Here is a 26721-nt window from a genome sequence, read left to right as displayed (position 1 = left end):
CGAAAAACCATAAGATCCCGAGTTCCGAGGAAACCGTCTCATGTCATCCGGCAAGCCGCCGCGGATCCGCCGGATCCAGTGGGTCGCCGTCGCCTTCCTGACCGCGGCCGGCATCGTCAACTATCTCGACCGCAGCACCCTCTCGATCGCCAACCACGACATCTCGGCCGAGCTCGGCCTGTCCGGCACGCAGATGGGGCTGCTGCTCTCCGCCTTCTCCTGGGCCTATGCCTTCTCGCAGCTGCCGGTCGGGGCGATGCTCGACCGTTTCGGCGCCCGCATCATGCTCGGCGCCGGCATGTTCTTCTGGTCGCTGGCCCAGCTGGCCGGCGGGCTGGCCCAGTCTCTGGGCCAGCTGATCGGCACCCGGGCGGTGCTGGGCGTCGGCGAGGCGCCGCAGTTTCCGGCCGGCGCCAAGGTGATCAGCGAATGGTTCCCGATGCGCGAACGCGGCATGCCGACCGGCGTCTTCATCGCCTCCTCCTGCATCGGCCCCGCCATCGCGCCGCCGATCCTGACCGCGATCATGCTGGCCTTCGGCTGGCGCCCGATGTTCGTCCTGATGGGCGTGCTCGGGGTGATCGTCGCCATCGGGTGGTACCTGATCTACCGCAACCGCGGCGAGACGGCCCTGACCGAGGCCGAGCGCTCCTTCCTCGACGACGGCCGCCCGGCCCAGGCCCGGCCGCGGCAGAGCTTTGCCGACTGGGCCGGGCTGTTCGCCAATCGCACCACCTGGGGCATGGTGTTCGGCTTCATGGGCGTGATCTACATGGTCTGGCTGTACCTGACCTGGCTGCCCGGCTATCTGGAGCATGAACGGGGCCTCAGCATCGCCCGCACCGGCTGGGTGGTGGCCATCCCCTATCTCGTCGGCGCGCTCGGCATGCTCTGCTCCGGCAAGGTGGCGGACTTCCTGCTGGCCCGCGGGGTCGGCGCGGTCGCCAGCCGCAAATGGCCGATGGCGGCGGGACTGATCGGCGGTGCGGTCTTCACCCTGCCGGCGGCCTATACGCCGAGCCTGACCATGGCCGTGGTCTACATCTCGCTGGCCATGTTCTGCATCAACTACGCCAGCTCCACCGCCTGGATGCTGGTCAGCGCCGCGGCGCCGTCGCGCCAGGTGGCGTCGCTCGGCAGCATCCAGAACTTCGGCGGCTACTTCGCCGGCTCCTTCGCGCCGATCATCACCGGCTTCGTGCTCGACCGGACCGGTTCCTTCGTCGACGCCCTGCTGATCAGCGCCGCCGTCGCCGCGGTCGCCGCCCTGGCGCTCATCGTGCTGGTGCGGAACCCGATCGAGGACCGGGCGGCGGCCGTCCCGGAGGGAAGACCCGCATGACCTTCCAGCCCGACCTCTTCGCCGGCCGCACCGCGCTGGTCACCGGCGGCACCCAGGGCATCGGCGCCGCCATCGCGGCCGGGCTGGCGCGGCTGGGGGCGACCGTGACCGCCGCCGGCCTGGCCCCGGCCGCGGGCGCCGAGGCGCCGCAGGGCGCGACGCTGGCCGAGCTCGACGTCACCGACGCCGCGGCGGTCGAGGCGCTGGTCGGCGGGCTCGGCCGGCTCGACATCCTGGTCAACTGCGCCGGGGTGATCCGCCGCGGGGCGGAGCACGACCCGGCGGTGTTCGAGCAGGTGCTGGCGATCAACCTGACCGGCACGATGCGGCTCTGCGCCGCCGCCCGGCCGCTGCTGAAGCAGACGAAGGGCTGCATCGTCAACACCGCCTCGATGCTCAGCTTCTTCGGCGGCGGGCTGGTGCCGGGCTACAGCGCCAGCAAGGGCGGGGTGCTGCAGCTGACCAGGTCGCTGGCCATCGCCTATGCCGAGGACGGCATCCGGGTGAACGCAGTGGCGCCGGGCTGGATCGCCACGCCGCTGACCCAGGCGCTGCAGGACGACCCGGCGCGGTCCGGCGCCATCCTGGCCCGCACCCCGATGGGCCGATGGGGCCGGCCGGAGGACGTGGCCCAGGCCGTCGCCTTCCTGTGCAGCCCGGCCGCCGGCTTCATCACCGGCGTGGCGCTGCCGGTCGATGGCGGCTATCTCGTCGCCTGAACGGGGCGAGGGGGCACGATGGGGCAGGGCGGTTCGGCGGCGGTGCAGGGGGCGGCGGCCTTCGGCAAGGCGATGGCGGTGCTGCAGGCCGTGGCCGATGCGGCCGAGCCGGTCTCCGTGGCGCAGATCGCCCGCGTCACCGGCCATCCGCGGCCGACCGTGCACCGCATCGTCGCGGCGCTCCAGGCCGAGGGCATGCTGGCCGAGGTGCCGCGCGGCGGCGCCTTCGGTCTCGGCCCGCGGCTGATGGCGCTGGCCGCCCGCGCCTGGGACCGGTTCGAGCTGCGCCTGATCGCGGCCGAGGAACTGGCGAAGCTGCGCGACGCGACCGGCGAGACCGTGCATCTCGCCGTCCGCAGCGGACCCGAGATGATCTATGTCGACAAGCTGGAGAGCCCGCGGGCGGTGCGCATGGCCTCGCGCATCGGCACCCGCGTGCCGCTGCATTCCAGCTCGGTCGGCAAGGCCTGGCTGGCGGCGCTGCCGCCGGCCGAGGCCGCGGCGCTGCTGCCGAAGCTCGAGCTCGCGCCGATGACGCCGCAGACCCTGACGACGGTCGCGGCGCTGGCCGAGGAGATCGAGCGCATCCGCGCCCGCGGCTATGCCATCGACGCCGAGGAGAACGAGGCCGACATCTGGTGCTATGGTGGCGCGATCGCCGGGGCGGGCGGGGCGATCGGCTGCATCAGCGTCAGCATCCCGAAATACCGCGCGGCCATCGACGACCCGGAGCGCTATGCCGGGCCGCTCCTGGCCTGCTGCCGGCGCATCGCCGCGCTGGCGGCCGACGGGGTGCGCTGAGCCGGCGACACGCAACTGTCATTCCGCACTTGCCACCGGCGGCCGGAACCCCGATATAGGGCGCGGGAGATCGGCGCGGGCGTGTCCCTCGCCAACCCGGTCAGGTCCGGAAGGAAGCAGCCGTAACGAGTTTCGATACGGGTCGCCGCCGGTCTCCCACCTTCCCTCATCGCTTGATCGCTCTTCGTCCGGCAGGTCGTGCTTCGGCCTTTCGACCACGGCTTCCATTCCTTATGATCGCGCGCCATGAGCGATGACGCAGCCCTGCCCCTGATCGAGGATCCGCCGCAGCCCGGGAAGGCCGCGGCCTACCGCGTGCTCGCCCGCAAGTACCGGCCGACCACCTTCGCCGAGATGATCGGCCAGGACGCGCTGGTGCGGACGCTGACCAACGCCATCGCCTCCGGCCGGCTGGCGCACGCCTTCGTGCTGACCGGGGTGCGCGGCGTCGGCAAGACCACCACGGCGCGGATCCTGGCCCGGGCGCTGAACTGCGTCGGCCCGGACGGCAAGGGCGGGCCGACCGCCGATCCCTGCGGCGTGTGCGAGCCCTGCCGCACCATCCTGCAGGACCGCAACGTCGACGTGATGGAGATGGACGCCGCCAGCCGCACCGGCGTCGACGACATCCGCGAGATCATCGACGGCGTGCGCTACGGCCCGGTGGCGTCACGGTACAAGGTCTACATCATCGACGAAGTGCACATGCTCTCCAAAAATGCCTTCAACGCGCTGTTGAAGACGCTGGAGGAGCCGCCGCCGCATGTGAAATTCGTCTTCGCCACCACCGAGATCCGCAAGGTGCCGGTGACGGTGCTGTCGCGCTGCCAGCGCTTCGACCTGCGCCGGATCGGCGCCGACCAGCTGCAGGAGTACTTCACCGGGATCCTGGACAAGGAAGGCGTGGCGGCGGAGCCGGAGGCGGTGGGCATGATCGCCCGCGCCGCCGACGGGTCGGCCCGCGACGGCCTGTCGCTGCTGGACCAGGCGATCGCCCAGGGCGCGCCGGTCGGCGACAGGCCCTTCATCGCCGCCGCCCAGGTGCGCGAGATGCTGGGCCTGGCCGACCGCTCCAGCGTCATCGACATCCTGGAGGCCGCCTTCGCCGGCGAGGGCCCGCGCATGCTGGAGGGGCTGGAGGCGGCGCGCCGGGCGGGAGCCGACCCGCAATCCGTCCTCGGCGACCTGCTGGATTTCATCCATTTCGTCACCCGCGCCCGCATGGTTCCGGCGGTGCTGGACGACCCGGCGGTGCCGGAGGTCGAGCGCAAGCGCGGCGGCGCCCTGGCCGAGAGGATCTCGCTGCCGGGCCTGACCCGGGCCTGGCAGACCCTGCTGAAGGGGGCGGGGGAGGTGCAGGCGGCGCCGAACCCGCAGGCGGCGCTGGAGATGGTGCTGATCCGCCTGCTCTATATGAGCGACCTGCCCAGCCCGGGCGAGCTGGTCCGCAAGTTCGGCGACCTGCAGGCCCAGGGGGCGGTGACCGCCGGCCCGGCCCCTGGGCCCGGTCCCGGCGGCGGCGCCCGGATGGCGGCAGGCGGCGGTGGCCTGTCGGTGGTGCCGGCCGAGCCGGCGCCGGTGGCGCTGGCGCCTGCTCCGGCCCCGGCTCCGGCGGCGGTCGCGGCCGCGCCGGCACCGAAGGCGGTGCTGCGGGCCGACCCGAAGAGCTTCGACGAGCTGGTGCAGATCGCCTTCCACCGCGACGTGGTGCTGCACGGCCAACTGATGAGCGCCGTGCACCTGGTGCATTTCGAGCCGGGGCGGCTGGAGTTCCGGCCGCATGACTCGGCGCCGCCGGACCTGGCCAACCGCCTGGGCACCGCGCTGCGCGACTGGACCGGCGAGCGCTGGGTGGTCAGCGTCTCCGGCGCCGAGGGGGCGCCGACGCTGACCCAGCAGGCCCGGACCGACCGCGAGAACGCCCTGGCGGCGGCGGCCGAGCACCCGCTGGTCAAGGCGGTGATGAGCGCCTTCCCGGGGGCGGTGATCCGCGACCTGCGCAACCCGCTGGAACAGGATGAGGTCGCGGGGCCGGCAGCCGAGCCCGCCCCGGACGCCACCGATGAAGAGGAGCCGCGAGAGGCATGAAGAATCTCGGACAGATGATGAAGCAGGCGCAGGAGATGCAGGCCAAGATGGCCGAGATGCAGTCGCGCCTGGGCGAGATCGAAGTGCCGGGCCAGGCCGGCGCCGGAATGATCGCGGTGGTGCTGAACGGCAAGGGTGAGCTCCGCTCGCTCAAGATCGACCCGAAGCTGGTCGACCCCTCCGAGGTCGAGGTGCTGGAGGACCTGATCGTCGCCGCCTTCAACGACGCCAAGGGCAAGGTCGAGGCCGCGGTGCAGGCCGAAACCCAGAAGCTGATGGGCGGGCTGAAGCTGCCGCCGGGGATGAAGCTGCCGTTCTGAGCAGCCGATCATGCCCCTTCGCCTCGCCTATATGGGCACGCCGGATTTCGCGGTGCCCGCGCTGCTCGCGCTGATCGAGGCCGGGCACGAGATCGCGGCCGTCTACACCCAGCCGCCGCGACCGGCCGGGCGCGGCCACAAGCTGCAGCCCTCCGCCGTGCACCGGGCCGCGGCGACGGCGCAGCTGCCGGTCCGTCACCCGGCCACGCTGCGCACGCCCGAGGCGCAGGCCGAGTTCCGGGATCTCGGCCTCGACGCCGCGGTGGTCGCGGCCTACGGGCTGATCCTGCCGCGGCCGATCCTGGACGCGCCGCGGCTCGGCTGCTTCAACATCCACGCCTCGCTGCTGCCGCGCTGGCGCGGCGCCGCCCCGATCCACCGCGCCATCCTGGCCGGGGACGACGAGACCGGGGTCACCATCATGCGGATGGAGGCAGGGCTCGACACCGGGCCGATGCTGCTGGCCGGGCGGGTGCCGATCGGGCCGCAGACGACCACGCCGGAGCTGCACGACGCGCTCGCGGCCCTCGGCGCCCGGCTGATCGGACCGGCGCTCGACGCCGTGGCCGCGGGCCGGGCGGTGGAGACGAAGCAGCCGGAGGACGGCGTCACCTACGCCGCCAAAATCGGGCCGGAGGACGAGCGCATCGACTGGGCCGATGCCTCGGCGATCGACCGCCAGGTGCGGGCGCTGACGCCGCGGCCCGGCGCCTGGTTCGAGCACGACGGCGAGCGCATCAAGGTGCTGGCGGCGATCCTCGCCCATGGTTCGGGCGAGCCCGGCACGGTGCTGGACGAGCAGCTGACGGTCGCCTGCGGCCGCGGCGCCATCCGCCTGACCCGGCTGCAGCGCGCGGGCAAGGCGCCCATGCCGGCGCGCGACCTGCTGAACGGTTTTCCGATCCCCGCCGGAACGATCTTGAGATAGCCGCGGAATAAGATCCCACCTCCATCGTTGTCACGGAAACGTCACATGATCCGGAGACAACGGTGCTCGCCCGACACTCCCTCGCGCCGCCCCTCGCACCGGGCCGCCTGACCCTTCCCGCACCGCGGACCCTTCTCGCCCTGTCGCTGGCGATGCTGCTGCCGGTCACGGTGGAGCTCGGGCTGGCCTCGTTCGACCGGCCGGCCCGCTCCGCCCTGATCTTGTTCGGCCTCGCCATCATCGGCTGGGGGCTGACCCGGCTGGACGACACGCTGGTGGCGCTGCTGGCGGCGCTCGGCATGGCGCTGTGGGTCTTCCCGGCTCCGGATCCGGTGTTCGCGGCGCTGGGCAACGACCTGGTCTGGCTGCTGATCGCCGCCTTCATCCTGGCGGATGCGCTGAAGCGCGCCGGGTTGGCCGACCGGCTGGCGCGGCTGGTGGCGGCGCGCGCCCGCAGCCCGCGCGCGCTGTTCCACGGGCTCGGCCTCGTGATGCTGGCGACCGCCTTCGTCGTGCCCTCGACCTCGGGCCGGGCCGCGCTGATGATCCCGGTGCACGCCGCGCTGGCCAGCGCCACCGCCAATTCCCGCCTGCGCCGCGCCCTGGCCCTGTTGTTCCCGACCGCGATCCTGCTGTCCGCCTTCGCCTCGCTGACCGGCGCCGGCGCGCATCTGCTGGCGGCCGAGATGATCGGGCGCTGGACCGGCCGGCCGATCGGCTTCCTCGACTGGGCGCTGCTGGGCCTGCCTTTCGCCCTGGCCAGCACCGCGTTGGCGATCGAGGCGATCCTCTTCCTGTTCCTGACGCCGGAGGACCGCCGCACCCCGCTGACGGCGCCGGCCACAATGCCGGCGACGCCCGGGCGGCAGACGCTGCCGGCGCTCGGGATCGCGGCCCTGGTCGTGCTCGGCTGGTTCACCGCGCCGCTGCACGGCATCGACGACACGCTGATCGCGCTGGCCGGGGCGCTGCTGCTGACCCTGCCGGGCCTGGGCGGCGGCGGGCTGCGCGACGGGCTGAAGGCGGTGGAATGGCCGCTGATCCTGTTCATGGCGGCGACCATCGCCATCGCCGACGGGCTGACCGCGTCCGGCGTCAGCGGCCGGCTGGTCGGCGGCGCGCTCGACGGGCTCGGCGGCGCGGCCCCCATCCTCGCCTGCGCCGGGCTCGCGGCGATCGGCCTCTTGCTGCATCTCGTGGTGCAGTCGCGCACCGCTCGGGTGTCGGTGCTGCTGCCGCCGGTCCTGGCCGGGGCGGCCGGGCTGGGGCTCGACCCCGCTGGCGCCGGGCTGCTCGTCGTCGCCGCCACCGGCTTCTGCCAGACGCTGATGGCCAGCGCCAAGCCGGTGGCGATGTTCGGCCTGGCCGGCGAGGACCAGGGCTACGGCCCGGCCGATCTTCTCCGTCTCTCCCTGGCGCTGCTGCCGATGCTGTTCGCGCTGCTGCTGCTCTTCGCCCTGGCCGTCTGGCCGGCGCTGGGCTTCGGCCGCTTCCCCCTCTGACCCGCTGTTCGAGGACGACATGATGATCACTCGATCGAACAAGCCGATTCGCGTCCTGCTGGCCCCGTCCGGCTTCAAGGAGGGGCTGGGCGTGGCCGAGGTGATCGACTGCATGGCCCGCGGCGTGCTGGCCGCGCTGCCGCAGGCCGAGATCCTGTCGGCGCCGATGGTCGATGGCGGCGAGGGCTTCACCGAGACCCTGGTGGCCCTGACCGGCGGGCGCCTGCACCGGGTCAAGGTCACCGGGCCGGTCGGGCAGCCGGTCGAGGCGCAGTTCGGCTTCCTCGGCGGCCGGGGCCGCATCGCGGTGCTGGAGATGGCGTCGGCCGCCGGGCTGCGCCTGGTGCCGGCCGGGGCGCGTGACCCGCTGCGCACCACCAGCCGCGGCGTCGGCGAGCTGATCCGCGCGGCGCTTGACGCCGGGGCGCGGCGGATACTGGTCGGCTGCGGCGATTCCGGCATCAATGACGGCGGCGCCGGCATGGCCCAGGCGCTCGGCATCCGGCTGCTGGACGCAACTGGGGCCGAGATCGGCGCCGGCGGCGGCGCCCTTGCCGGGCTGCGGCGGATCGACCTCGCCGGGCGCGACCCGCGGCTCGGCCGGGTACGGATCGACGTGGCGCTGAACTGGCACAACCAGCTGCTGGGGCCGCGCGGCGTCAGCCGGGTGTTCGGGCCGCAGAAGGGCGCGACCCCTGCGGCGGTCGAGGCGCTGGAACAGGCGCTGGAGACCTACGCGGCAGCGGTGCGCCGCGATCTCGGCGTCGAGCTGCGGGACATGCCGGGCAGCGGCGCCTCGGGCGGGCTCGGCGCCGGGCTGCACGCCCTGCTGGGCGCCGTGCTGCACCCGCGCTACGACATCGTCATGCGCTATATCGACATCGACGCGCTGCTGCGCCGGGCCGACCTGGTGCTGACGGCGGAGGGCAGCCTCGATGGCCAGACCCCCTTCGGCAAGGTGCCGTCCGAGATCGCCCGCCGGGCCAAGCGCTACGGCCTGCCGGTGATCGCGCTGGCCGGCACGGTCGGGCCGGATGCGCATCTCAACCTCGCCGCCGGCATCGACGCCTATTTCAGCATCCTGAAGCGCCCCTGCTCGCTGGCGGAGGCGCTGGCCGAGGCGCCGCGGCTGGTCGCCGACGCCGCCGAGCAGGCGCTGCGCATGGTGCTAGCCTGCCTTTCCCAGCCCCCTTGTGCCCTGCGCCGTCGTCCCATGCCCGCAGGGCAGGAGAACGGCGCAGCGCGATGCGGCACATCGGGCAAGCCGTTCGACGCACCCTGCGGGCATGGGACGACGGCCCGGAGGGTCGCCTTGCGGCGGCCGCCTGCGGGCGCGGGCCGCTCGACCGTATGACCCGATACGCTCTTCGCGGCTCGCGCCCACATCCGACTCGCCGCAAGGCGACGCAGGACGCAAGGGGGCTGGGAAAGGCAGGCTACGATGACCGACGCTGGCGCTTCTCGCCGGGGCCGCTATGGTGCGGCGCATGGCGCGGTACAAGCTCACCATCGAGTATGACGGACGGCCCTTCGTCGGCTGGCAGCGGCAGGCCCATGGCCTGTCGGTGCAGCAGGCGGTCGAGGAGGCGATCTTCCGATTCTGCGGCGAGGAGGTGCGGATCACCGCCGCCGGCCGCACCGATGCCGGGGTGCATGCGGCGGGGCAGGGGGCGCATGCCGACATCGCCCGGCCGACCGATCCCGGCACGGTGCGCGACGCGGGCAATTTCCACCTGAAGCCGCTGCCCGTGGCGATCCTGGCGGCGGAGGAGGGGGACGACCGCTTCGACGCCCGCACCTGGGCCGTGATGCGCGCCTATCGCTACCGCATCGTCAACCGCCGGGCGCCGCTGGCGCTCGAGGCCGGGCAGGCCTGGCAGGTGGCGCGGCCGCTGGACGCCGCGGCGATGCACGAGGCGGCGCAGCACCTGGTCGGGCACCACGACTTCACCAGCTTCCGCGCCGCCGAATGCCAGGCCAAGTCGCCGATGCGGACGATGGACCGGCTGGACGTGGTGCGCCGCGGCGAGGCGATCGAGATCGAGGCCGAGGCGCGGTCCTTCCTGCACCACCAGATCCGCAACATCACCGGCACGCTGAAGCTGGTGGGGGAAGGCAAGCGCCCGCCCGGCTGGGTCGCCGAGGTGCTGGCAGCGCGCCACCGTGCCGCCGCCGGCGCCACCGCGCCGCCGGACGGGCTGTGCTTCCTGTGGGTGCGCTACAGGGAGGACTTGGCGACCAGGTCGACCCAGCCGGCCAGCAGCTCGGAGGCCAGTGCGTCGAACACCACCAGCCCCGCCGCGATCGGCACGTCGACCTCGACCGCGGTGCGCAGCACGAAGCCCTCATAGAGGTAGCAGGCGGCGGCGACGGCGATGGCGACGACGATGCCCACCGTTCCGGGCAGCAGGCCGACGGCGTCGAGGACGATGCGCACGAACTGGGCCAGCATGATCAGCAGGGTAGCCCAGTTGTAGGCGACGATGGCCTCGGGCAGGCGCCGGCCACGGTCGAGCCATGGCAGGATCCAGGTCAGCGCCGCCGGCATCAGCGCCCAGGCGGCGGCAAAGCCGAAGGTCTGCACGATCAACGGCAGCGGCTGCAGCAGCAGGGGCCATCTGTCGCCCAGGAACAGGGCCTGGACGATCATGTAGAGCGGGAAGGCCAGCACCGCGGCGAAGAAGCTCTTGGCCGCCCCGTCCGGCGAGATGTCGAACATGGCCATGCCGCCGGTGTCGCGCCGCGCCAGGCGCCAGGCGCCCCAGACGCCGCGGATGATGTCGGCCGAAGACACCGCCATGGCCGTCAGCCCTTCTCCGGGAAGCTGTCCTCGAGCACCGCCTGGTAGATCCGGGTCAGCGTGTCGATGTCCTCGACCGGCACGTTCTCGTCGGTCTTGTGGATGGTGGCGTTGACCAGGCCGAGTTCGACCACCGGCGCATGATCCTTGACGAAGCGGGCGTCGGAGGTGCCGCCCGAGGTGCTGAAGGCCGGGCGGCGGCCGGTCACCCGCTCCACCGCCCCGGCGACGCGCCCGGTCAGCTCGCCCGGCGCGGTCAGGAAACTGTCGGCGCCGCTGCGGAGTTCCAGCGCATAGTCGCCGCCGACCGAATCGAAGCGCTGGCGCAGCCAGGCGCCCAGGCTGTCCGCCGTCCAGGTGTCGTTGAACCGGATGTTGAAGGTGGCGCGGCCCTCGGCCGGGATCACGTTGGCGGCCGGGTTGCCGACATCGATGGTGGTGATGGCCAGCGTCGACGGGTCGAAATGGGCGCTGCCCTCGTCGATCTCGGGTCCGGGGCCCAGTGCCGCCAGCATCCGCACCAGCCGGGGCAGGGGGTTGTCGGCCTTGTGCGGATAGGCGACATGGCCCTGCACCCCGCGCACGGTCAGCCGGCCGGTCAGGCTGCCGCGCCGGCCGATCTTCATGGTGTCGCCCACCGCCTCGCTGCTGGACGGCTCGCCGACGATGCAGGCGTCGATCGCCTCGCCGCGCGCCGCCAGGGCCTGCAGCACCTTCACCGTGCCGTTGACCGCCTCGGCCTCCTCGTCGCCGGTGATCAGCAGGCTGATAGAGCCGCCGAACGCAGACCCGCGTTCGGCGAGGAAGCGGCCGGCGGCCGCGGCGAAGGCGGCGACCGCGCTCTTCATGTCGCAGGCGCCGCGGCCCCAGATCCGGCCCTCGGCGATCCGCCCCTCGAAGGGCGGGAAGCGCCAGCGCGTCTCGTCGCCCGGCGGCACCACGTCGGTGTGGCCGGCGAAGCAGAGATGCGGCCGGCCGCTGCCGATGCGGGCATAGAGGTTGTCGATCGGCGCCGTGCCCGGCGCCTCGAACCGCATCCGCTCGCAACGGAAGCCCAGCGGCGCCAGCGCCGCCTCCAGCACCCCCAGCGCCCCGGCATCGGCCGGGGTGACGCTGGGGCAGCGGATCAGCGCCTGGGTCAGCTCGATCGGGTCTGGAACGGCCGTCGTCGCCATGTCGAGGGTCAGTCGCGCAGCAGCTCGTTGATCGAGGTCTTGGCGCGGGTGCGCTCGTCCACCCGCTTGACGATGACGGCGCAGGCCAGCGAGGGCCCGGGCGAACCGTCGGCCAGCGGCTTGCCGGGCAGCGACCCGGGCACCACCACCGAATAGGCCGGAACCCGGCCGTAGGTGACGGTGCCGGTCTCGCGGTCGACGATCTTGGTGGTGGCGCTGAGGAACACGCCCATCGACAGCACGGAGCCGCGCTCCACGATCACGCCCTCGACCACCTCCGACCGCGCGCCGATGAAGCAGTCGTCCTCGATGATCACCGGGTTGGCCTGCAGCGGCTCCAGCACGCCGCCGATGCCGACGCCGCCAGACAGGTGGCAGTTCTTGCCGATCTGGGCGCAGGAGCCGACGGTGGCCCAGGTGTCGACCATGGTGCCGCTGTCGACCCGGGCGCCGACATTGACGAAGCTCGGCATCAGCACCACGCCTGGCGCGATGTAGGCGGAACGGCGGACGACCGCGCCCGGCACGCTGCGGAAGCCGGCCTCGCGGAAGCGGTTCTCGCCCCAGCCGAGCGTCTTCGGCGCCACCTTGTCGTACCAGACCGCGCCGTCCGGCCCGCCCGCGACGATCTTGCTGTCGGTGATGCGGAAGGACAGCAGCACCGCCATCTTCAGCCACTGATGGGCCTGCCACTGCCCGTCGATCTTCTCGGCCACGCGCAGGACGCCGGAATCGAGGCCTTCCAGCGCCGCCTCGATGGCGTCGCGGGCCGGGCCCTGGGTGGCCGGGGTCAGGCTGTCGCGGTCGGCCCAGGCCTGTTCGATGGCGGTCTTCAGCGCGGTGTCGGTCATGGCGGGAAATCGGCAATCTCTGGTGTCGGGCCCGCACGATGGGGCGCCCCCGTCCGGCTTGTCAACGCCACCTCTGACCTAGGTGTCATGCCGATCGATCGCCGCTGCGGTCCAGCCGGCAGCCGTCGATTCGCCAGCTGCCGTCGGGCTGCCGCTCCATGATGTATTCGGCGATCACCGGCACCCCGTCCGGGCCGACGAACAGCACCTTCTGCACGATCCGGCCCCGGCTCGTGACCAGCTCGCGGAAATCGACCGAGCGCGGCCGGTAGACCGGCTGGTAGCCCTCGCGGACCATCGCCATGAACCGGTCCGGCGTGCCGAACATGTGCTGGATGTTCGGCGAGGCATAGCCGAAGGCCTCCGCCGCCCGGTCGCCCTGGAAGGCGTCGAGCTGTTTCCGGATCACGCCGATGATCGCCGCCCCGTCGGCGTTGCCGACAATCGTCGTGTCGGCCGCGATCATAGTGTTGTCGGCGTCGCCGACGGGCGCCTGGGCGAAGGCGGGCATGCTGATCAGCAGCAGGAGGGCGAGAACGCGCCCGACCACGTCGCACACCAGCCCCATGATGGCCTCCCGGATTCTGCCGTCCCTGGAAGGGAGATGGCGCGGCCGGGCGCGGCGGGAAAGCGGCTGCAGGGCAGGGGCTGCGGCCCATGCGGCGGCCGCATGCCTCGTTTCGTGTCGGATCGATGAAAATGGGGCTTGCAATCGGGGGCGGGCATCGACTAGGTTCCGCCCGCCTGACGACGGGGCGGCGACAAGACGCCCCGCAGAACGCGCCCGTAGCTCAATTGGATAGAGCATCTGACTACGGATCAGAAGGTTAGGAGTTCGAATCTTCTCGGGCGCGCCACTATCTCGCTGAGATAGGCTTTCCAATCCTCCATCCCGGATCTCATGCCGGCGCCTTCGCGGGCGGGCTTCGTCATTCCCGCAAGATGCGCAGGGGCATGATCCAAGGGCTGGCGCCGCCCGATGCGGCGGAATCCCGGTCCTGCCCGAGGAACCATCCCGCCATCGCGGCTGTTCCAGCCCACAACGGCTGGAGCGTCCCGATGCCGACCCGCCGCCATGCGATCCTCGAAGCGCCGTCCACCCTGGGCCTGGCGACCGACGGCGTGGAAGGCCTGCCCGACCGGCTCCTCGATCTGGGCCTGGCGGAGCGCATCCGGGCGCGTCGCGCCGGGCGGCTGACCGTGCCGCCGAAGGACCCGACGCCCGACCCCGGGACCGGGACCCTGAACGCCGAGGCGATCGCGGCGTGGTCGCCCAGGCTCGCCGACGCCGTGGGGGCGGTGCTGGATTCGGGCGAGTTCCCGGTGGTGCTGGGCGGCGATTGCACGATCCTCCTGGGCTCGATGCTCGCATTGCGGCGGCGGGGCCGCTACGGGCTGCTCTTCATCGACGGCAATGCCGACTTCTTCCAGCCCGAGGCGGAGCCCAACGGCGAGGGCGCCTCCATGGACCTGGCCTTCGCCACCGGATACGGGCCGGCGCTGTTGACCAATATCGAAGGCCGAGCCCCGCTGGTCCGGGCCGAGGACGCCGTGGCTTTCGCCTTCCGCGATCACGAGGACCAGGCCGAGTTCGGCAGCCAGCCCCTGCCGCCGGAGCTGCGCGCCTACGACCTTCACGCCGTGCGCCGCCTGGGCGTGGAGAATGCGGCCCGCGCGGCGGTCGATCACCTGACGCGGCCGGAGCTGGACGGATTCTTCCTCCATCTCGACGCCGACTGCCTCGACGACGCCATCATGCCGGCGGTCGATTTTCGGGTGCCGGGCGGCCTGTCCTGGGACGAGCTCGCGGCCGCGCTCCGCATCGCCCTGGCGAGCAGGAAGGCGGTCGGCCTCGAGGTCACGATCTACAATCCGCGCCTCGACCGGGACGGCAGCGCCGGCCGTGGCCTGGCCGACATCCTGGCGGCCGCCCTCGGGCCGGCGGCGCGATGACGTCGCGACCCTGCAGGACCTGAAGCCGCGCCGACCGGCAATCCGCGCATCGCCTGTCCTTGCCCGTGCCGCGGCTGTGCGCGTATAGTCGGCGCAAGGGGTCATCCGCGACTACCCCGTGAGGCGGCAGCCCAAAGTTCGCGTCCACGGTCCTCATCGAGGATGGACGCCATGCCGTCGAACACCGAGATCACCGTTCCGCAACTGTCCCGTCTCGTCGGCCTGCCCAACGCGCCGACGATCGTCGATGTCCGCACGCCCGAGGACGTCGAGGCCGATCCGCGCCTGCCGCCGGCGGCGCAGCGGCGCGACTTCCGGTCGGTCGCGTCCTGGGCGAAGGACCTGGCCGGCCACAAGGTCGTCGTGGTCTGCCAGAAGGGCCAGAAGCTCAGCCAGGGCGTCACCGCCTGGCTGCTGCACGAGGGCGTCCGCGCCGAAAGCCTGGAAGGCGGCTTCGAGGCCTGGCGCGACGCCGGCGGGTTGCTGGTCGAGGCCGGCCGCCTGCCGCCGCGGGACGCGACCGGGCGGACCGTCTGGGTCACACGCGCCCGGCCCAAGGTCGACCGCATCGCCTGCCCCTGGCTGATCCGCCGTTTCGTCGATCCGAGCGCCGTGTTCCTGTTCGTCGCGGCCGCCGAGGTGCCGGCGGTCGCCGACCGCTTCCAGGCCACGCCTTTCGACATCGACGGCGTGTTCTGGAGCCATCGCGGCGAGCGCTGCACCTTCGACACCATGATCGAGGAATTCGGGCTGGCCTCGGACGCGCTCGACCGGCTGGCCGCGATCGTGCGCGGGGCCGACACCGCGCGGCCTGATCTTGCACCGCAGGCGGCCGGCTTGCTGGCCGCCTCACTCGGCCTGTCGCGCATGCATCGCGACGATCTCGAGCAGCTCGCGGCCGGGCTGGCGCTGTACGACGCCTTCTACCGCTGGTGCCGGGATGCGACCGAGGAGACGCACAACTGGCCCTCCGGCCCGAAGCCGGTTTGAGGCGGTCATGTCGATTGTCACGGACGCCGGCGCCACGCCCATGGCGCCGGCTGCCCCGACCTTCGCCGAGGCGGCCAGGGTCTGGGCCAGGATCGGGCTGCTGAGCTTCGGCGGCCCGGCCGGCCAGATCGCGCTGATGCACAGGGAGTTGGTCGAGCAGCGCCGCTGGATCGGCGAGCAGCGATTCCTGCACGCGCTCAACTACTGCATGCTGCTGCCGGGGCCGGAGGCGCAGCAGCTGGCCGTCTATATCGGCTGGCTGCTGCACCGGACGGCCGGCGGGCTGGTGGCCGGGATCCTGTTCATCCTGCCCGGCGCGCTGGTCATGCTGGGCCTCAGCATCCTCTACGCCCTCACGCGCCAGGTCGCGCTGGTTGATGCCGTGTTCCTCGGCGTCAAGGCGGCGGTGCTGGCCGTGGTGGTCGAGGCGGTGCTGCGGATCGGCCGGCGGGCGCTGCGGAACCGGGCGATGGTGGCGATCGCCGCCGCGGCCTTCGTCGGCCTCTTCGTCTTCCATGTGCCGTTCCCGCTGATCGTCCTGGCCGCCGGGCTGTGCGGCTGGATCGGCAGCCGCCGGGCGCCCGGGCTGTTCGCCTCCGCCGGACACGGCGGGGGCGCGGCGTTCGACGCCGGGGGCGTGGTCGACCGGATGTTCGAGCAAGGCGAGCTGGCCCATGCCGACCCGTCCTGGCGGCGGGCCATCCGCGTGCTGGCGTTGTGGCTGCCGGTGTGGCTCGGGCCGGTCCTGCTGCTGTGGCTGGTCGCGAGGCCGTCCGCGATCTGGACGCAGATCGGCGGCTTCTTCTCCCTGATGGCCGTGGTCACCTTTGGCGGCGCCTATGCGGTGCTGGCCTATGTCGCCCAGGCGGCCGTCGACACCTTCGGCTGGCTGGCGCCCGGCGAGATGGTCGATGGGCTGGGTCTGGCCGAAACCACGCCCGGGCCGCTGATCCTGGTGCTGCAATTCGTCGGCTTCCTCGCCGCGCACCGGGCGCCCGGCGGTCTCGACCCGCTGCTCGCCGGCGGGCTCGGGGCGCTGCTGACGGTCTGGGTTACCTTCGCGCCCTGTTTCCTGTGGATCTTCCTGGGCGCGCCCTATGTCGAGGCGCTGCGCGGCAACCGGGCGATCTCGGCCGCGCTGTCGGCGATCACCGCCGCGGTGGTCGGGGTGGTGCTGAACCTGGCGCTGTGGTTCGCGCTGCATGTCGTGTTCCGCGAGGTGCGGACCTTCGGCCTCCTCGGCGTCGGTCCCAACCTGCCGGTGCCGGGGAGCATCGACTGGCGGGCGGCGGTCCTCGCGGTGGCGGCGATGGTGGCGATGTTGCGGCTCAGAGTCGGGATGATCCCGACGCTGGCGGGGTGCGCGGTGGCGGGCGTGGTGCTCGGGCAACTGCCGGCATGAACAGCCGCTAGCCCGACACCGGCCCCGGCTGGCGCGGGCTGGACGGCAGGGCCGGGTCGACATGGCCCCAGCTCGGGGCCGAGGCGGTCCAGATCACGCTCGCCGGGCGGGCGACCTCCGGATCGTCCAGGGCGCCGGCCCGGACCACCATGTAGCCCGGCTCCTCCAGCGCCTCGCTGAACAGGGGCGTGCCGCAGGCCGGGCAGAAGCGGCGGCGCATCATGGCGCCGCTGTCCGCCCGGCTGAGATATTCGCTGGTCTGGCCCGTCACGGTGAAGCCCGCGGTCGGGAAGATCACGCCGACCGAGGCGTTGCCGGAGGACAGGTACTGGCAGTCCCGGCACCAGCAGGCGCGCGCGGTCACGGGCGGCTGGTCGAAGCGGAAGCGGACGGCACCGCAGAAGCATCGGCCGGTGATGGGCGTGGGCACGGCGCGGTCCTCCCCCTTGTTGCCGAGGAAAGTGAAGGCCAGGTCGGCCGCGATGGCAACCCTGGGTTCCGGCGCGGGTGTCTTTACAGCGCTCGCAAGCCTGGCAGATCCTGGAGGCCTTGAGGGGGCCTCGTCCGCGGAACGCGGCGGCTTCCTGCTGTCCGGAGCGCCGCCCATGATCCTGATCGGTCAGTTCGATTCCCCCTTCGTCCGCCGTGTCGGCATCGCCCTGACGCTGTACGGCCTGCCCTTCGAGCACCGGCCGTGGTCGGTGTTCGGCGATCCCGAGAAGATCCGGCCCTACAACCCGCTGACCCGCGTGCCGACGCTGGTGCTGGACGACGGCGACACGCTGATCGAGAGCCACTGCATTCTCGACTATCTCGACAGCCTGGTGCCGGCCGAACGCGCGCTGTACCCGCGCATCGAGCCGGACCGGCGCCGAGCCATGAAGGTCGCGGCGCTGGCGATGGGAACGGCGGAGAAGGCGGTCAGCCTGTTCTACGAGCAGCGGCTGCACCGCGAGGTCTCCGACGTGTGGGTTTCCCGCTGCCGGGCCCAGATCGCCGACGCCCTCGCCATCCTCGAAGCCGACCGCGCCGGCCGGCCCGGCGAACACTGGTTCGGCGGCCGCCTCGGCCATGCCGACATCGCCGTCGCTGTGGTGCTGCGCTTCCTGGCCGAGGCCCATCCCGGCCTGGTCCCGGCAGGGGCGATCCCGGCGCTGGCCGCCGACGCGGCCCGGCTGGAGCAGCTGCCGGCGTTCCGGGCCGTCTCGCAGCCCTTCAACGCGCCGGCCTGAAAATGCTTTAGGCCTAAAGCAATTCGCCGTACTCTCGCGGGGCAGGGCCGGGATTGCGCGTCCGGCCCGGGACGGGAGAGACGGGATGCGGATCACGGTCATCGGCGGCGGTCCGGGCGGCCTGTACTTCGCGCTTCTGACCAAGAAGGCGCGGCCGGACTGGCATGTCGCGGTGCATGAGCAGAACCGCGCCGACGACACCTTCGGCTTCGGCGTCGTCTTCTCCGACGACACGCTGGACGAGTTCCTGTCGCGCGACCCGGAGTCCTACGAGCGGATTCGCGACCGCTTCGCCTACTGGGACGACGTCGCGATCCACTACAAGGGCGAGACCGTCCGCTGCGCCGGCAACGGCTTCTGCGGCACCTCGCGGATGGGGCTGCTGCAGATCCTGCAGGGCCGCTGCCGCGAGGTCGGGGTCGAGCTGTCCTTCTCCGACCGGATCGACCCGGCGACGCTCGGGCAGCACTTCGCGGATTCCGACGTCATCGTCGCCGCCGACGGCATCAACTCGGCGATCCGCGAGCATTTTCGCGACGAATTCCGGCCCGAGGTCTCGATCAAGGCCAACCGCTTCTGCTGGATGGGCTCGACCCGGCCGATGGGCGAGTTCAACTACTTCTTCCGCCAGACCGAGCACGGCGTGATCTGCGCCCACACTTATCAGTATGAAGCGGACCGCTCGACCTGGGTGTTCGAGATGGACGAGGCCTGCTGGCAGGGGCACGGCTTCGCCGAGGCGGACGAGGAGGGCTCGCGCGACAAGCTGGCGGCGATCTTCGCCGAGGAGCTGGACGGCCACCCGCTGCTGCTGAACCGGTCGATGTGGCGGCGCTTCCCGCGGATCTTCTGCGAGCGGTGGTGGCACCGCAACATCGTGCTGCTGGGCGACGCCAAGGCCTCGGCGCATTTCTCGATCGGCTCCGGCACCAAGCTGGCGATGGAATGCGCCATCGCCCTGTCGGACGCGGTGGTGGCGCATGGCGAGACCAGCGTCGAGGCGGCCTTCGCCGCCTATGACAAGGCCCGGCGTACCCCGTGCCAGGTCACCCAGCACAATGCCGACGTGTCGCTGGCCTGGTTCGAGCACATGAACCGGTCCTTCGACATGGACCCGATGCAGTTCGCCATGGTGGTGATGTGCCGAGCCAAGTCGATCACCTACGACAATCTGAGGATTCGCGACCCGGAGTTCGTGCGCCGCGCCGACGACGCCTTCTACGAGCGGCTGTTCCGTGAGACCGGCGACGACTATCGCTCGAGCCGCCCGACGCCGATGTTCACCCGCTTCCGGCTGCGCGGCATGGAGCTGGCGAACCGCGTGGTGATGTCGCCGATGGCGCAGTATTCCGCCGACCGCGACGGCAACCTCACCGACTGGCACTTCGTCCACTACGCTTCGCACGCCCTGGGCGGCATGGGACTGATGTTCGTCGAGATGACCTGCCCGTCGCCGGACGCGCGGATCAGCCTCGGCTGCGCCGGCCTGTGGACCGACGCGCATGAGGCGCAGTGGAAGCGGCTGGTCGATTTCGTGCACGCCCACAGCGAGACGAAGATCGCCATGCAGCTCGGCCATTCCGGGCGCAAGGGGTCGACCCAGCTGGGCTGGGAGAACCCCGACCACCCGATCGCCGAGCCGGCGGACAACTGGCCGGTGATCTCGGCCTCGCCGGTGCCCTGGATCGAGGGCGTCAGCCCGGTGCCGCGGGAGATCGACCGCGCCGGGATGGACCGGATCAAGGCCGACTTCGTGCAGGCGGTCGAACGCGCCGCCCGCGCCGGCTTCGACCATCTCGAGCTGCACTGCGCCCACGGCTATCTCTTCGCCTCCTTTCTGTCGCCGCTGACCAACCGGCGGACGGACGAGTATGGCGGGCCGGTCGAGAACCGGCTGCGCCATCCGCTGGAGGTGTTCCGGGCGATGCGGGGTGTCTGGCCCGAGGAGCGGCCGATGTCGGTGCGCATCTCCGCCACCGACTGGAAGCAGGGCGGCATCGGCGAGGACGACGTCTTCGCCAGCGTCGAGGCCTTCCGCGACGCCGGCTGCGACCTGATCGACGTCTCCGCCGGCCAGACCGTGCCGGACCAGAAGCCGGTCTATGGCCGCATGTTCCAGGTGCAGTTCGCCGAGGCGATCCGCAACGTGCCGAAGATGGCGACCATGGCGGTCGGCGCCATCACCGAGCCGGGGCAGATCAACACCATCCTGCACACCCGACGGGCCGACCTGGTGGCGCTCGGCCGGCCGCATCTGTGGAACCCGACCTTCGTCCGCCAGGCCGAGGCCTGGTACGGCGTGCGCGGCCAGGCGTGGCCGCAGCAGTACTGGCCGGGCCGCGACCAGGCCTTCCGCGAGATCGCCCGGGCGGCCGACAAGCAGGCCGAGCTGCAGATCAAGGCCCGGCCGAGACGGCATGGGCGGTGACGCCGCGCCGGGAGCGCCGTCCAGCGCCGCACGATGACAGTGGCCGTGGCATCGATATCCGTTCCTCCAAGCGCTCATGCGGAGAGGAGGGCGCAAACACCCTCGACCAAGATGATGATCCTACCGACCGACGGATCAGCCGGGTGGCGATCGGGTGTGCGGCATCGTCGCGGGCTCCCTTGAACAAAGGGAGAGTTCCGGGCTCGGCTCCGCCTCGCGGACCATATTCATACCTCTTGTGGCGATACGCCCACGGACAGCATTCCTTTACTTCCGGCCATCGTGAAATCCTGGCGCCGTGAAGCCAGAAGAGGGGCGTTCCGGCCCCAAGGATCCGGTCGGCCCGTCGCAGTCAAATGAAGGTTCTGCATGATCATCGATGCGCGCGGCCTGCCTGACGGCCTGAGGATCGATGCCGAAATCTGCATCGTCGGCGCCGGTGTCGCAGGCATCACCCTGGCCCGGGAGTTCGCCCGGGTGGGACTGTCGACCTGTGTCATCGAGGGCGGAGGCTGGACCCGGGACTGGGAGTCGCAATCCCTCTATGAGGGGGAGTCGACAGGGATCCCGTACGACCTTGTGAACACCCGCAGCCGCCATGTCGGCGGCAGTTCCAATTGCTGGGGCGGCTGGTGCCGGCCCTTTTCGGCGATCGACTTCGATTCCCGACCCTGGGTGGACGGCAGCGGATGGCCGTTTGCGCTGGCCGACCTCTCGGACGCCTACAGGCGGGCTCGCGACCTGCTGCAGGTCGGGCACCTGCCCGACGATCCGGGCTTCTGGCTCGACCGGCTCTCCGGGCGGGTCCGAAACCTGCCCTTGCCCTCGGGGGCGATCGAGACGCAGATCGCCCATTTCAGCCCGCCGGTGCGCCTCGGACGCATGTTCCGGCCGGAGCTGGAGCAGTCGTCGTCGATCAGGCTGCTGCTGCACGCCAATGCGGTCGGCGTGGCGGTCGACAGGTCGGGAACACGGGCCGAGGGCGTCCGCATCCGGACCGAAGGCGGAAGGACGATCTTCGTCAGCGGCCGCGAGGTGATCCTGGCGGCCGGCGGGATCGAGAACGCGCGGCTGATGCTGCTGTCGAACGACGCCCAGCCCGCCGGCCTCGGCAACGGCCACGATCTGGTCGGGCGCCATTTCATGGACCACCCGCGGATCCCGCTCGGCCGGGTCACGCTGCGTGATCCATACGGGCGGCGCCTCTTCCACGACGTGCGCTACAGCTTTCACAACCCGCGGCTCGCCGTCGACGGCATCTCTGCCAGCGCCTATTTTGGGTTGTCGGAGCAGATCCAGCGGGCCGAAGGGCTGCTGCAGTGCCGGACCTATCTGTTCGCCTGCTACCCCGAGGACGAGCATCCGGCGGTGGACGGGGCCCGGCGCATCCGCGATGCGCTGCAGCACCGGTCGCTGGCGATCGGCGGCCGGGCCGCGCTGAGCGTCATGGCGGGCGCGCCGAGCGGGGCGCGCGCCCTGCTGCGCCGCGGCGGCATGATCGCGCCCCCACCGACGCATCTCATCCCGATCAGCGTGCTCGAGCCGGTCCCCGATCCCGAAAGCCGGGTCACCCTGTCCGAGAGGAAGGATCGCTTCGGCTGCAACCAGGCCCGCCTGCACTGGCGGGTCGGCGAGCTGGAGCGGCGCACGCATCTGCGTATGCTCTCGCTGCTGAAGCGCGAGATCGGAGGGGCCGGGCTCGGTTCGGTCGAGATCTCTGACGACGAGATCGCCGAGGACAGGTGGCGCAACACCATCGCCTGGGCCTGGCACCATATGGGAACGACCCGGATGCACCCCAGCCCGCGGCTCGGCGTTGTCGACACGGATTGCCGCGTGCACGGCCTGAGCAATCTCTATGTCGCCGGCAGCTCGGTGTTTCCGACGGGCGGCAACGATATGCCGACGCTCACCATCACCGCCCTGGCGCTCCGCCTTGCCGACCATCTCCGGGCACAGCGCGAAAGGAGCATCCCCGTCGTGGCGGAGGCCATGGCCGAAATGGCGGTCCCGGCGGAGGGCGGCCTGGCGGATACGGGGCACGCCGCCTTCCTGCCCTCCGCCGGGGACGGCTTGGCCGCGCGACGCTCCGCCCTATGAGTGATCCGGATTCACCTGCACGCCGAGCACCAGCCGGCCCGCGCCGTTGACCGTGACGGCTAGGTCCTCGTAATCCGCGATCACCGGATGCCGCGTCGCCATCGGATGGGCATGGGTGGCGCCGACGACCACGACGGATGCGCCCGACGCCTCGGCCGCGGCGATGCCGGCCGGCGCGTCCTCCCAGACCAGGCAGTCCTCGGCGGCGACGCCCAGCCGCTTCGCCGCGGCCAGGAAGCCGTCCGGTGCCGGCTTGCCGCGGGCGACATCTTCGGCGGTGATCAGCACGGCGGGCGGGACCAGGCCGGCGGCGGCGAGGCGCTTGGCCGCCAGCGCCCGCGGCGCCGAGGTGACGATCGCCCAGCGGTCGGGCGGCAGGGCGCGCAGGAACCGCTCCACCCCGGCGATCGCGATCACGCCCCCGACATCGTCGATCTCGGCCTGGGTCAGCTCCGCGGCCTCGCGCTCGACATCCGGCACGCCCCAGCGGCGGATGGTCTCGACCGCGCGCACGCCGTGCATCGTCTCGACCACTGCCGCGGCATCGAGCCCGTGCCGCTCGGCCCAGCGGGTCCAGACGCGGACGGCCGAGGCGATGCTGTCGATCAGGGTGCCGTCCATGTCGAACAGGAAGGCGGCATAGCTTCGCTGCATCAGCATCGGTATGTCCATTCCGTCGTCGGGAGGTGGGCACGATGCCCGAGCCGAGCGAAGCGTGCCAGCGCTGCCCGCGGCACGGGCGCATTCGCTGGTGCGGGCTGAGGCAGGCGCCGGCCATCAGGGCCCGAAGACCGACCAGCCCATCGCCTTGGCCAGCCGCTCCAGCGCCAGGGTGCCGAGCAGCGAGTTGCCGTGCTGGTTCAGCCCGGGCGACCAGACGGCGACCGAGGCGCGGCCCGGCACGATCGCCAGGATGCCGCCGCCGACGCCGCTCTTGCCCGGCAGGCCGACGCGGAAGGCGAAGTCGCCCGACCCGTCGTAATGGCCGCAGGTCAGCATCAGGGCGTTGATCCGCCGCGCCCGTTCGGGCGAGACCACGCGGTGGCCGGTCGACAGCCGCCCGCCGCCATCGGCCAGGAAGCGCCCGGCGGTGGCCAGCTGCCGGCAGGTCATGGCGATGGCGCATTGGTGGACGTAGACGCCGAGCGTCAGCTCCACCGGATGCAGCAGGTTGCCGAAGGACTTCATATAGGCGGCCAGCGCCATGTTGCGGTAGGCGGTGCCGGCCTCGGACCGGGCCACCTTCTCGTCGATGGCGATGCCTTCGTCATCGGCCAGCCAGCGGACGAAGCGCAGGATCGACCCGATCGCCTCGCGCGGCTGATGCCCGGCCAGGACCACGTCGGTCACCACCAGCGCGCCGGCGTTGATGAAGGGGTTCCGCGGCACGCCCTGCTCGTGCTCGAGCTGGACGATCGAGTTGAAGGCGTTGCCCGAGGGTTCTCGCCCGACCCGCCGCCACAGCGCGTCGCCGATGGCGCCGAGCGCCAGCGTCAGGGTGAAGACTTTGGAGACGCTCTGGATCGAGAACGGCACCTCGGCGTCGCCGGCGACATGGACGCCGCCGTCGAGGGTGGCGACCGCGATGCCGAACTGGCCGATATCGACCTTGGCCAGCTCGGGGATGTAGGTCGCGACCTCGCCGCGCCGCTGCTCCCGCGCCATGGCGTCGGCGATGCCGCCGACGACGTCGCCCAGATCCGGCATCCCGGCTCAGCTTTCGCGGTCGATGGTCATGTACAGGGCGGCGCCGTCCGGCGTGTCGATCGGCCCGCGGCGCTGGAAGCCGGCCTTCTCATAGGCGCGGATCGCGGCAGCGTTGGCCGGGGCCGGGTCGACCTGCACCCGCGCCGTCTCCGGCAGGGCCAGCAGGCGGCGCAGCACCAGCTTGATCAGCCGCGTGCCCATGCCGCGGCCGATCACATCGGTCTCGCCCAGGAACAGGTCGATGCCGAAGGTCTGGCGCGGCAGCTGGTGGGCCGCCCAGTAGCTGTCGGGATTGGCGTGGTAGACATGCATGTAGCCGATCGGCCGGCTGCCCTCGCAGGCCAGGAATGGCGCGATGTTCGATTCGACCAGATGCGCCGCGATCTGCGCCAGCTCCTCCTCCGGGTCGCCCCACCAGCGCATGACATGCGGCCGCTCCAGCCAGCGGGCGATGATCGGCAGATCCTCGATACGCAGCGCGTTCAGGCCGATCGACGGGTCGACCGCATCGGCGAGGCGCTCGCCCGCCAGCTTCAGCGCGACAGGATCCGGCCCCGCCGCGGGCAGGGGATGATCATCGCTCATGCCGCGCCGGGGAGGGCGATCTCTCGCCAAATCGGGGAGGGGACAGACTCATGGACGGCATCGGTGCAGCGAACGGGTCAAGAACCTGTACCCGATCGCGGCGGGCGGTCAAAGGGTCCTGTATCGCGTCCTACAGATCGTACGGCAGCTCCTCGTCCCGCTGATTCAGGAACAGGAGGACGATGCCGGTGACGGTCAGGAACAGGTGGGCGGCGGGCTGGCCGTTCCACTCGCGCGACTGCCACATCGCGAACCATTCGCCGCCGATGGCGACGAAGCCGAAGGCGTAGAGGAGGAAGCCCATTCCGACCCCGGCCAGCGCCACGGACTTGGCCCGGGCGAAGACGGCGGAAGGGGCGTCCCAGCGCGCCGCCATGCGCACGGTGCCGGCCCAGCAGACCAGCGCGGTGACGATCTCCCAGGCGATGATCAGGGCATAGGCCAGATGGGCGGCCCAGGAAACGTCGATCGCCCGCCACATCAGGGCGGGCGACCGGAAGGTGGTGTCCATCGCCAGCACGTGCTGGACGAAGGCGAAGTTGGAGCCGTAGTCGGTCAGGTTGCCGACCGCGACCAGGGTGAAGAACAGTGCGACGCCGGCTGTGGCCAGGATCTTGAGGACCCTGGCCGTCAGCATCAGTGGGCCATCGCCGGCTCGCGGCCGATATCGGCCATCGGGTGCCGCTCCGCCCGCTGCAGGGCCTGGCCCTGGGCGTCGAACAGGTGGCAGGTGTCGGCGGCGAAGCCGATCTGGATCTGGTCGTTGGTCTTGACCCGGCTGTCGCCGTCGGCCTGCACCGTCAGCATGCCGACCTCGGTCTTGACGTAGAGATAGGTCTCGCCGCCCAGCCGCTCGACCACCAGCACCTGGCCGGGGATGGTGGCGGCGCCGGTGCCGGCCTCGTTCATGTGCTCCGGCCGGATGCCGAGCGTGACCTTGTCGCCGACCTTGGCCCGGCCCGGCTGCACCGGCACCGTGACCGAACCGTTGCCCGGCAGCCGGACGGTGGCGGTGGAGCCGTTGGCCGCGGTGACCTCGGTCTCGATGAAGTTCATCTTCGGGCTGCCGATGAAGCCCGCGACGAACAGGTTGTCCGGGTGGTGGTACAGCTCGAGCGGCGAGCCGACCTGCTCGATCCGGCCGGCGCTCAGCACCACGATCTTGTCGGCCAGCGTCATCGCCTCGACCTGGTCGTGGGTGACGTAGACCATGGTGGCGTTCAGGTCGTTGTGCAGACGGGCGATCTCGATCCGCATCTGCACGCGCAGCGCCGCGTCGAGGTTCGACAGCGGCTCGTCGAACAGGAATACCTTGGGGTTGCGCACGATGGCGCGGCCGATGGCGACACGCTGGCGCTGGCCGCCCGACAGTTCCTTCGGCTTGCGCTTCAGCAGGTGCTCGAGCTGCAGGATGCGGGCGGCGTCGCCGACCTTGCGCTCGATCTCGGCCTTGTTGGTCTTGGCGAGCTTCAGGCCGAAGGCCATGTTCTCGTAGACCGTCATGTGGGGATAGAGCGCGTAGCTCTGGAACACCATGGCGATGCCGCGCTCGGCCGGCGGCAGGTCGTTGACCCGCTGGCCGTCGATGGCGAGGTCGCCGGAGCTGATGTCCTCGAGGCCGGCGATCAACCGCAGCAGGGTCGACTTGCCGCAGCCCGACGGGCCGACGAAGACGACGAATTCGCGGTCGCGGATGTCGAGATCGACGCCCTTGATGATCTCGAGGTCGCCGAACGACTTACGAATGCCACGGAGCGTAACGCCAGCCATGTTTCCTCCACTGCGCAAACTTTGTCCG

General features: G+C 71.6%; 24 protein-coding genes, 1 tRNA gene and 1 other RNA gene. 17 read left to right on the top strand and 9 right to left on the bottom strand.

What is annotated here, in order from left to right; genetic code table 11:
* Positions 1-40 precede the first annotated feature (40 nt).
* From LG391_RS12610 to truA, 10 genes are all read left to right on the top strand, one after another.
* A complete protein-coding gene (locus LG391_RS12610; RefSeq protein WP_225768354.1) occupies positions 41-1342 on the top strand; it encodes an MFS transporter in 1302 nt (433 codons plus the stop codon).
* The gene (locus LG391_RS12605; protein ID WP_225768353.1) at positions 1339-2061 is read left to right on the top strand and encodes an SDR family NAD(P)-dependent oxidoreductase; all 723 of its coding nucleotides are present in this window, start codon (positions 1339-1341) and stop codon (positions 2059-2061) included. The genes LG391_RS12610 and LG391_RS12605 overlap by 4 nt, the downstream gene beginning before the upstream one ends.
* 18 nt (positions 2062-2079) lie before the next feature.
* Positions 2080-2862 (top strand): IclR family transcriptional regulator, encoded by a 783-nt coding sequence (locus tag LG391_RS12600; RefSeq protein WP_225768352.1) that lies wholly within the window; start codon positions 2080-2082, stop codon positions 2860-2862.
* A gap of 62 nt (positions 2863-2924) precedes the next feature.
* Positions 2925-3025: signal recognition particle sRNA small type (gene ffs / locus LG391_RS12595), an RNA gene on the top strand.
* An 83-nt stretch (positions 3026-3108) separates the two neighbouring features.
* The gene (locus LG391_RS12590; protein WP_225768351.1) at positions 3109-4950 is read left to right on the top strand and encodes a DNA polymerase III subunit gamma/tau; all 1842 of its coding nucleotides are present in this window, start codon (positions 3109-3111) and stop codon (positions 4948-4950) included.
* Positions 4947-5270, top strand: a complete 324-nt coding sequence (locus LG391_RS12585) for a YbaB/EbfC family nucleoid-associated protein (protein ID WP_225768350.1) — start codon at positions 4947-4949, stop codon at positions 5268-5270. Before LG391_RS12590 ends, LG391_RS12585 begins: the two co-directional genes overlap by 4 nt.
* A gap of 10 nt (positions 5271-5280) precedes the next feature.
* Positions 5281-6198: a methionyl-tRNA formyltransferase gene (gene fmt / locus LG391_RS12580; protein WP_374200743.1), complete on the top strand. Its 918-nt coding sequence runs from the start codon at positions 5281-5283 to the stop codon at positions 6196-6198.
* Between the two features lie 62 nt (positions 6199-6260).
* A complete protein-coding gene (locus LG391_RS12575; protein WP_225768349.1) occupies positions 6261-7700 on the top strand; it encodes an SLC13 family permease in 1440 nt (479 codons plus the stop codon).
* A 19-nt stretch (positions 7701-7719) separates the two neighbouring features.
* Entirely contained in the window at positions 7720-9054 is a 1335-nt protein-coding gene (locus tag LG391_RS12570) for a glycerate kinase (RefSeq protein WP_225768348.1), read from the top strand.
* Positions 9055-9187: 133 nt separating this feature from the next.
* On the top strand, positions 9188-10051 hold the full coding sequence (gene truA, locus LG391_RS12565; protein WP_308013046.1) for a tRNA pseudouridine(38-40) synthase TruA: 864 nt from the start codon (positions 9188-9190) through the stop codon (positions 10049-10051).
* A 454-nt stretch (positions 10052-10505) separates the two neighbouring features.
* Here the strand turns inward: truA and dapE are convergent, their stop codons facing one another.
* The 3 genes from dapE to LG391_RS12545 all read right to left on the bottom strand — a co-directional run bounded on the left by dapE (position 10506) and on the right by LG391_RS12545 (position 13094).
* Complete coding sequence (gene dapE / locus LG391_RS12555; protein ID WP_225768346.1) at positions 10506-11675, bottom strand: succinyl-diaminopimelate desuccinylase; 1170 nt, start codon at positions 11673-11675, stop codon at positions 10506-10508.
* Positions 11676-11683: 8 nt separating this feature from the next.
* Positions 11684-12526, bottom strand: a complete 843-nt coding sequence (gene dapD / locus LG391_RS12550) for a 2,3,4,5-tetrahydropyridine-2,6-dicarboxylate N-succinyltransferase (RefSeq protein ID WP_225768345.1) — start codon at positions 12524-12526, stop codon at positions 11684-11686.
* 85 nt (positions 12527-12611) lie between these two features.
* Positions 12612-13094 (bottom strand): DUF4864 domain-containing protein, encoded by a 483-nt coding sequence (locus LG391_RS12545; protein WP_225768344.1) that lies wholly within the window; start codon positions 13092-13094, stop codon positions 12612-12614.
* Positions 13095-13306: 212 nt separating this feature from the next.
* On the opposite strand from LG391_RS12545, the gene LG391_RS12540 reads away from it, so the two are divergent.
* The 4 genes from LG391_RS12540 to chrA all read left to right on the top strand — a co-directional run bounded on the left by LG391_RS12540 (position 13307) and on the right by chrA (position 16871).
* Positions 13307-13383, top strand: a tRNA-Arg gene (locus tag LG391_RS12540).
* Between the two features lie 202 nt (positions 13384-13585).
* Positions 13586-14479: an arginase family protein gene (locus tag LG391_RS12535; protein ID WP_225768343.1), complete on the top strand. Its 894-nt coding sequence runs from the start codon at positions 13586-13588 to the stop codon at positions 14477-14479.
* Positions 14480-14650: 171 nt separating this feature from the next.
* The gene (locus LG391_RS12530; RefSeq protein WP_225768342.1) at positions 14651-15469 is read left to right on the top strand and encodes a chromate resistance protein ChrB domain-containing protein; all 819 of its coding nucleotides are present in this window, start codon (positions 14651-14653) and stop codon (positions 15467-15469) included.
* Between the two features lie 7 nt (positions 15470-15476).
* Positions 15477-16871 carry a chromate efflux transporter gene (gene chrA, locus LG391_RS12525; RefSeq protein ID WP_225768341.1) on the top strand — a complete coding sequence of 465 codons (1395 nt, stop codon included), beginning with the start codon at positions 15477-15479 and terminating at the stop codon, positions 16869-16871.
* A gap of 7 nt (positions 16872-16878) precedes the next feature.
* On the opposite strand, the gene LG391_RS12520 is transcribed toward chrA, so the two are convergent.
* Positions 16879-17301, bottom strand: a complete 423-nt coding sequence (locus tag LG391_RS12520) for a GFA family protein (protein ID WP_225768340.1) — start codon at positions 17299-17301, stop codon at positions 16879-16881.
* 175 nt (positions 17302-17476) lie between these two features.
* Here LG391_RS12520 and LG391_RS12515 point away from each other — a divergent pair, with 175 nt between their 5' ends.
* The 3 genes from LG391_RS12515 (at position 17477) to LG391_RS12505 (ending at position 22631) form a co-directional block, all read left to right on the top strand.
* Positions 17477-18103, top strand: a complete 627-nt coding sequence (locus LG391_RS12515) for a glutathione S-transferase family protein (protein ID WP_255646580.1) — start codon at positions 17477-17479, stop codon at positions 18101-18103.
* Between the two features lie 85 nt (positions 18104-18188).
* A complete protein-coding gene (locus tag LG391_RS34855) occupies positions 18189-20531 on the top strand; it encodes a bifunctional salicylyl-CoA 5-hydroxylase/oxidoreductase (RefSeq protein ID WP_304608462.1) in 2343 nt (780 codons plus the stop codon).
* A gap of 369 nt (positions 20532-20900) precedes the next feature.
* On the top strand, positions 20901-22631 hold the full coding sequence (locus LG391_RS12505) for an FAD-dependent oxidoreductase (protein WP_225768338.1): 1731 nt from the start codon (positions 20901-20903) through the stop codon (positions 22629-22631).
* Here LG391_RS12505 and LG391_RS12500 read toward each other — a convergent pair.
* The 5 genes from LG391_RS12500 to LG391_RS12480 all read right to left on the bottom strand — a co-directional run bounded on the left by LG391_RS12500 (position 22626) and on the right by LG391_RS12480 (position 26693).
* The gene (locus LG391_RS12500; RefSeq protein WP_225768337.1) at positions 22626-23291 is read right to left on the bottom strand and encodes an HAD-IA family hydrolase; all 666 of its coding nucleotides are present in this window, start codon (positions 23289-23291) and stop codon (positions 22626-22628) included. The genes LG391_RS12505 and LG391_RS12500 overlap by 6 nt on opposite strands.
* A gap of 117 nt (positions 23292-23408) precedes the next feature.
* Positions 23409-24338, bottom strand: coding sequence for a glutaminase (locus LG391_RS12495; RefSeq protein ID WP_225768336.1), 930 nt, complete (start codon positions 24336-24338; stop codon positions 23409-23411).
* 6 nt (positions 24339-24344) lie between these two features.
* Positions 24345-24923 carry a GNAT family N-acetyltransferase gene (locus LG391_RS12490; RefSeq protein WP_225768335.1) on the bottom strand — a complete coding sequence of 193 codons (579 nt, stop codon included), beginning with the start codon at positions 24921-24923 and terminating at the stop codon, positions 24345-24347.
* Positions 24924-25053: 130 nt separating this feature from the next.
* Positions 25054-25560 carry a DUF2165 family protein gene (locus LG391_RS12485; protein WP_225768334.1) on the bottom strand — a complete coding sequence of 169 codons (507 nt, stop codon included), beginning with the start codon at positions 25558-25560 and terminating at the stop codon, positions 25054-25056.
* On the bottom strand, positions 25560-26693 hold the full coding sequence (locus tag LG391_RS12480) for an ABC transporter ATP-binding protein (protein WP_225768333.1): 1134 nt from the start codon (positions 26691-26693) through the stop codon (positions 25560-25562). The genes LG391_RS12485 and LG391_RS12480 overlap by 1 nt, the downstream gene beginning before the upstream one ends.
* Positions 26694-26721 lie beyond the last annotated feature (28 nt).

Source organism: Inquilinus sp. Marseille-Q2685 (assembly GCF_916619195.1).
Taxonomy (GTDB): Bacteria; Pseudomonadota; Alphaproteobacteria; order DSM-16000; family Inquilinaceae; genus Inquilinus.
The sequence above is the reverse complement of the archived record's forward strand: the minus strand, read 5'-3'. Positions and strand labels throughout refer to the sequence as shown.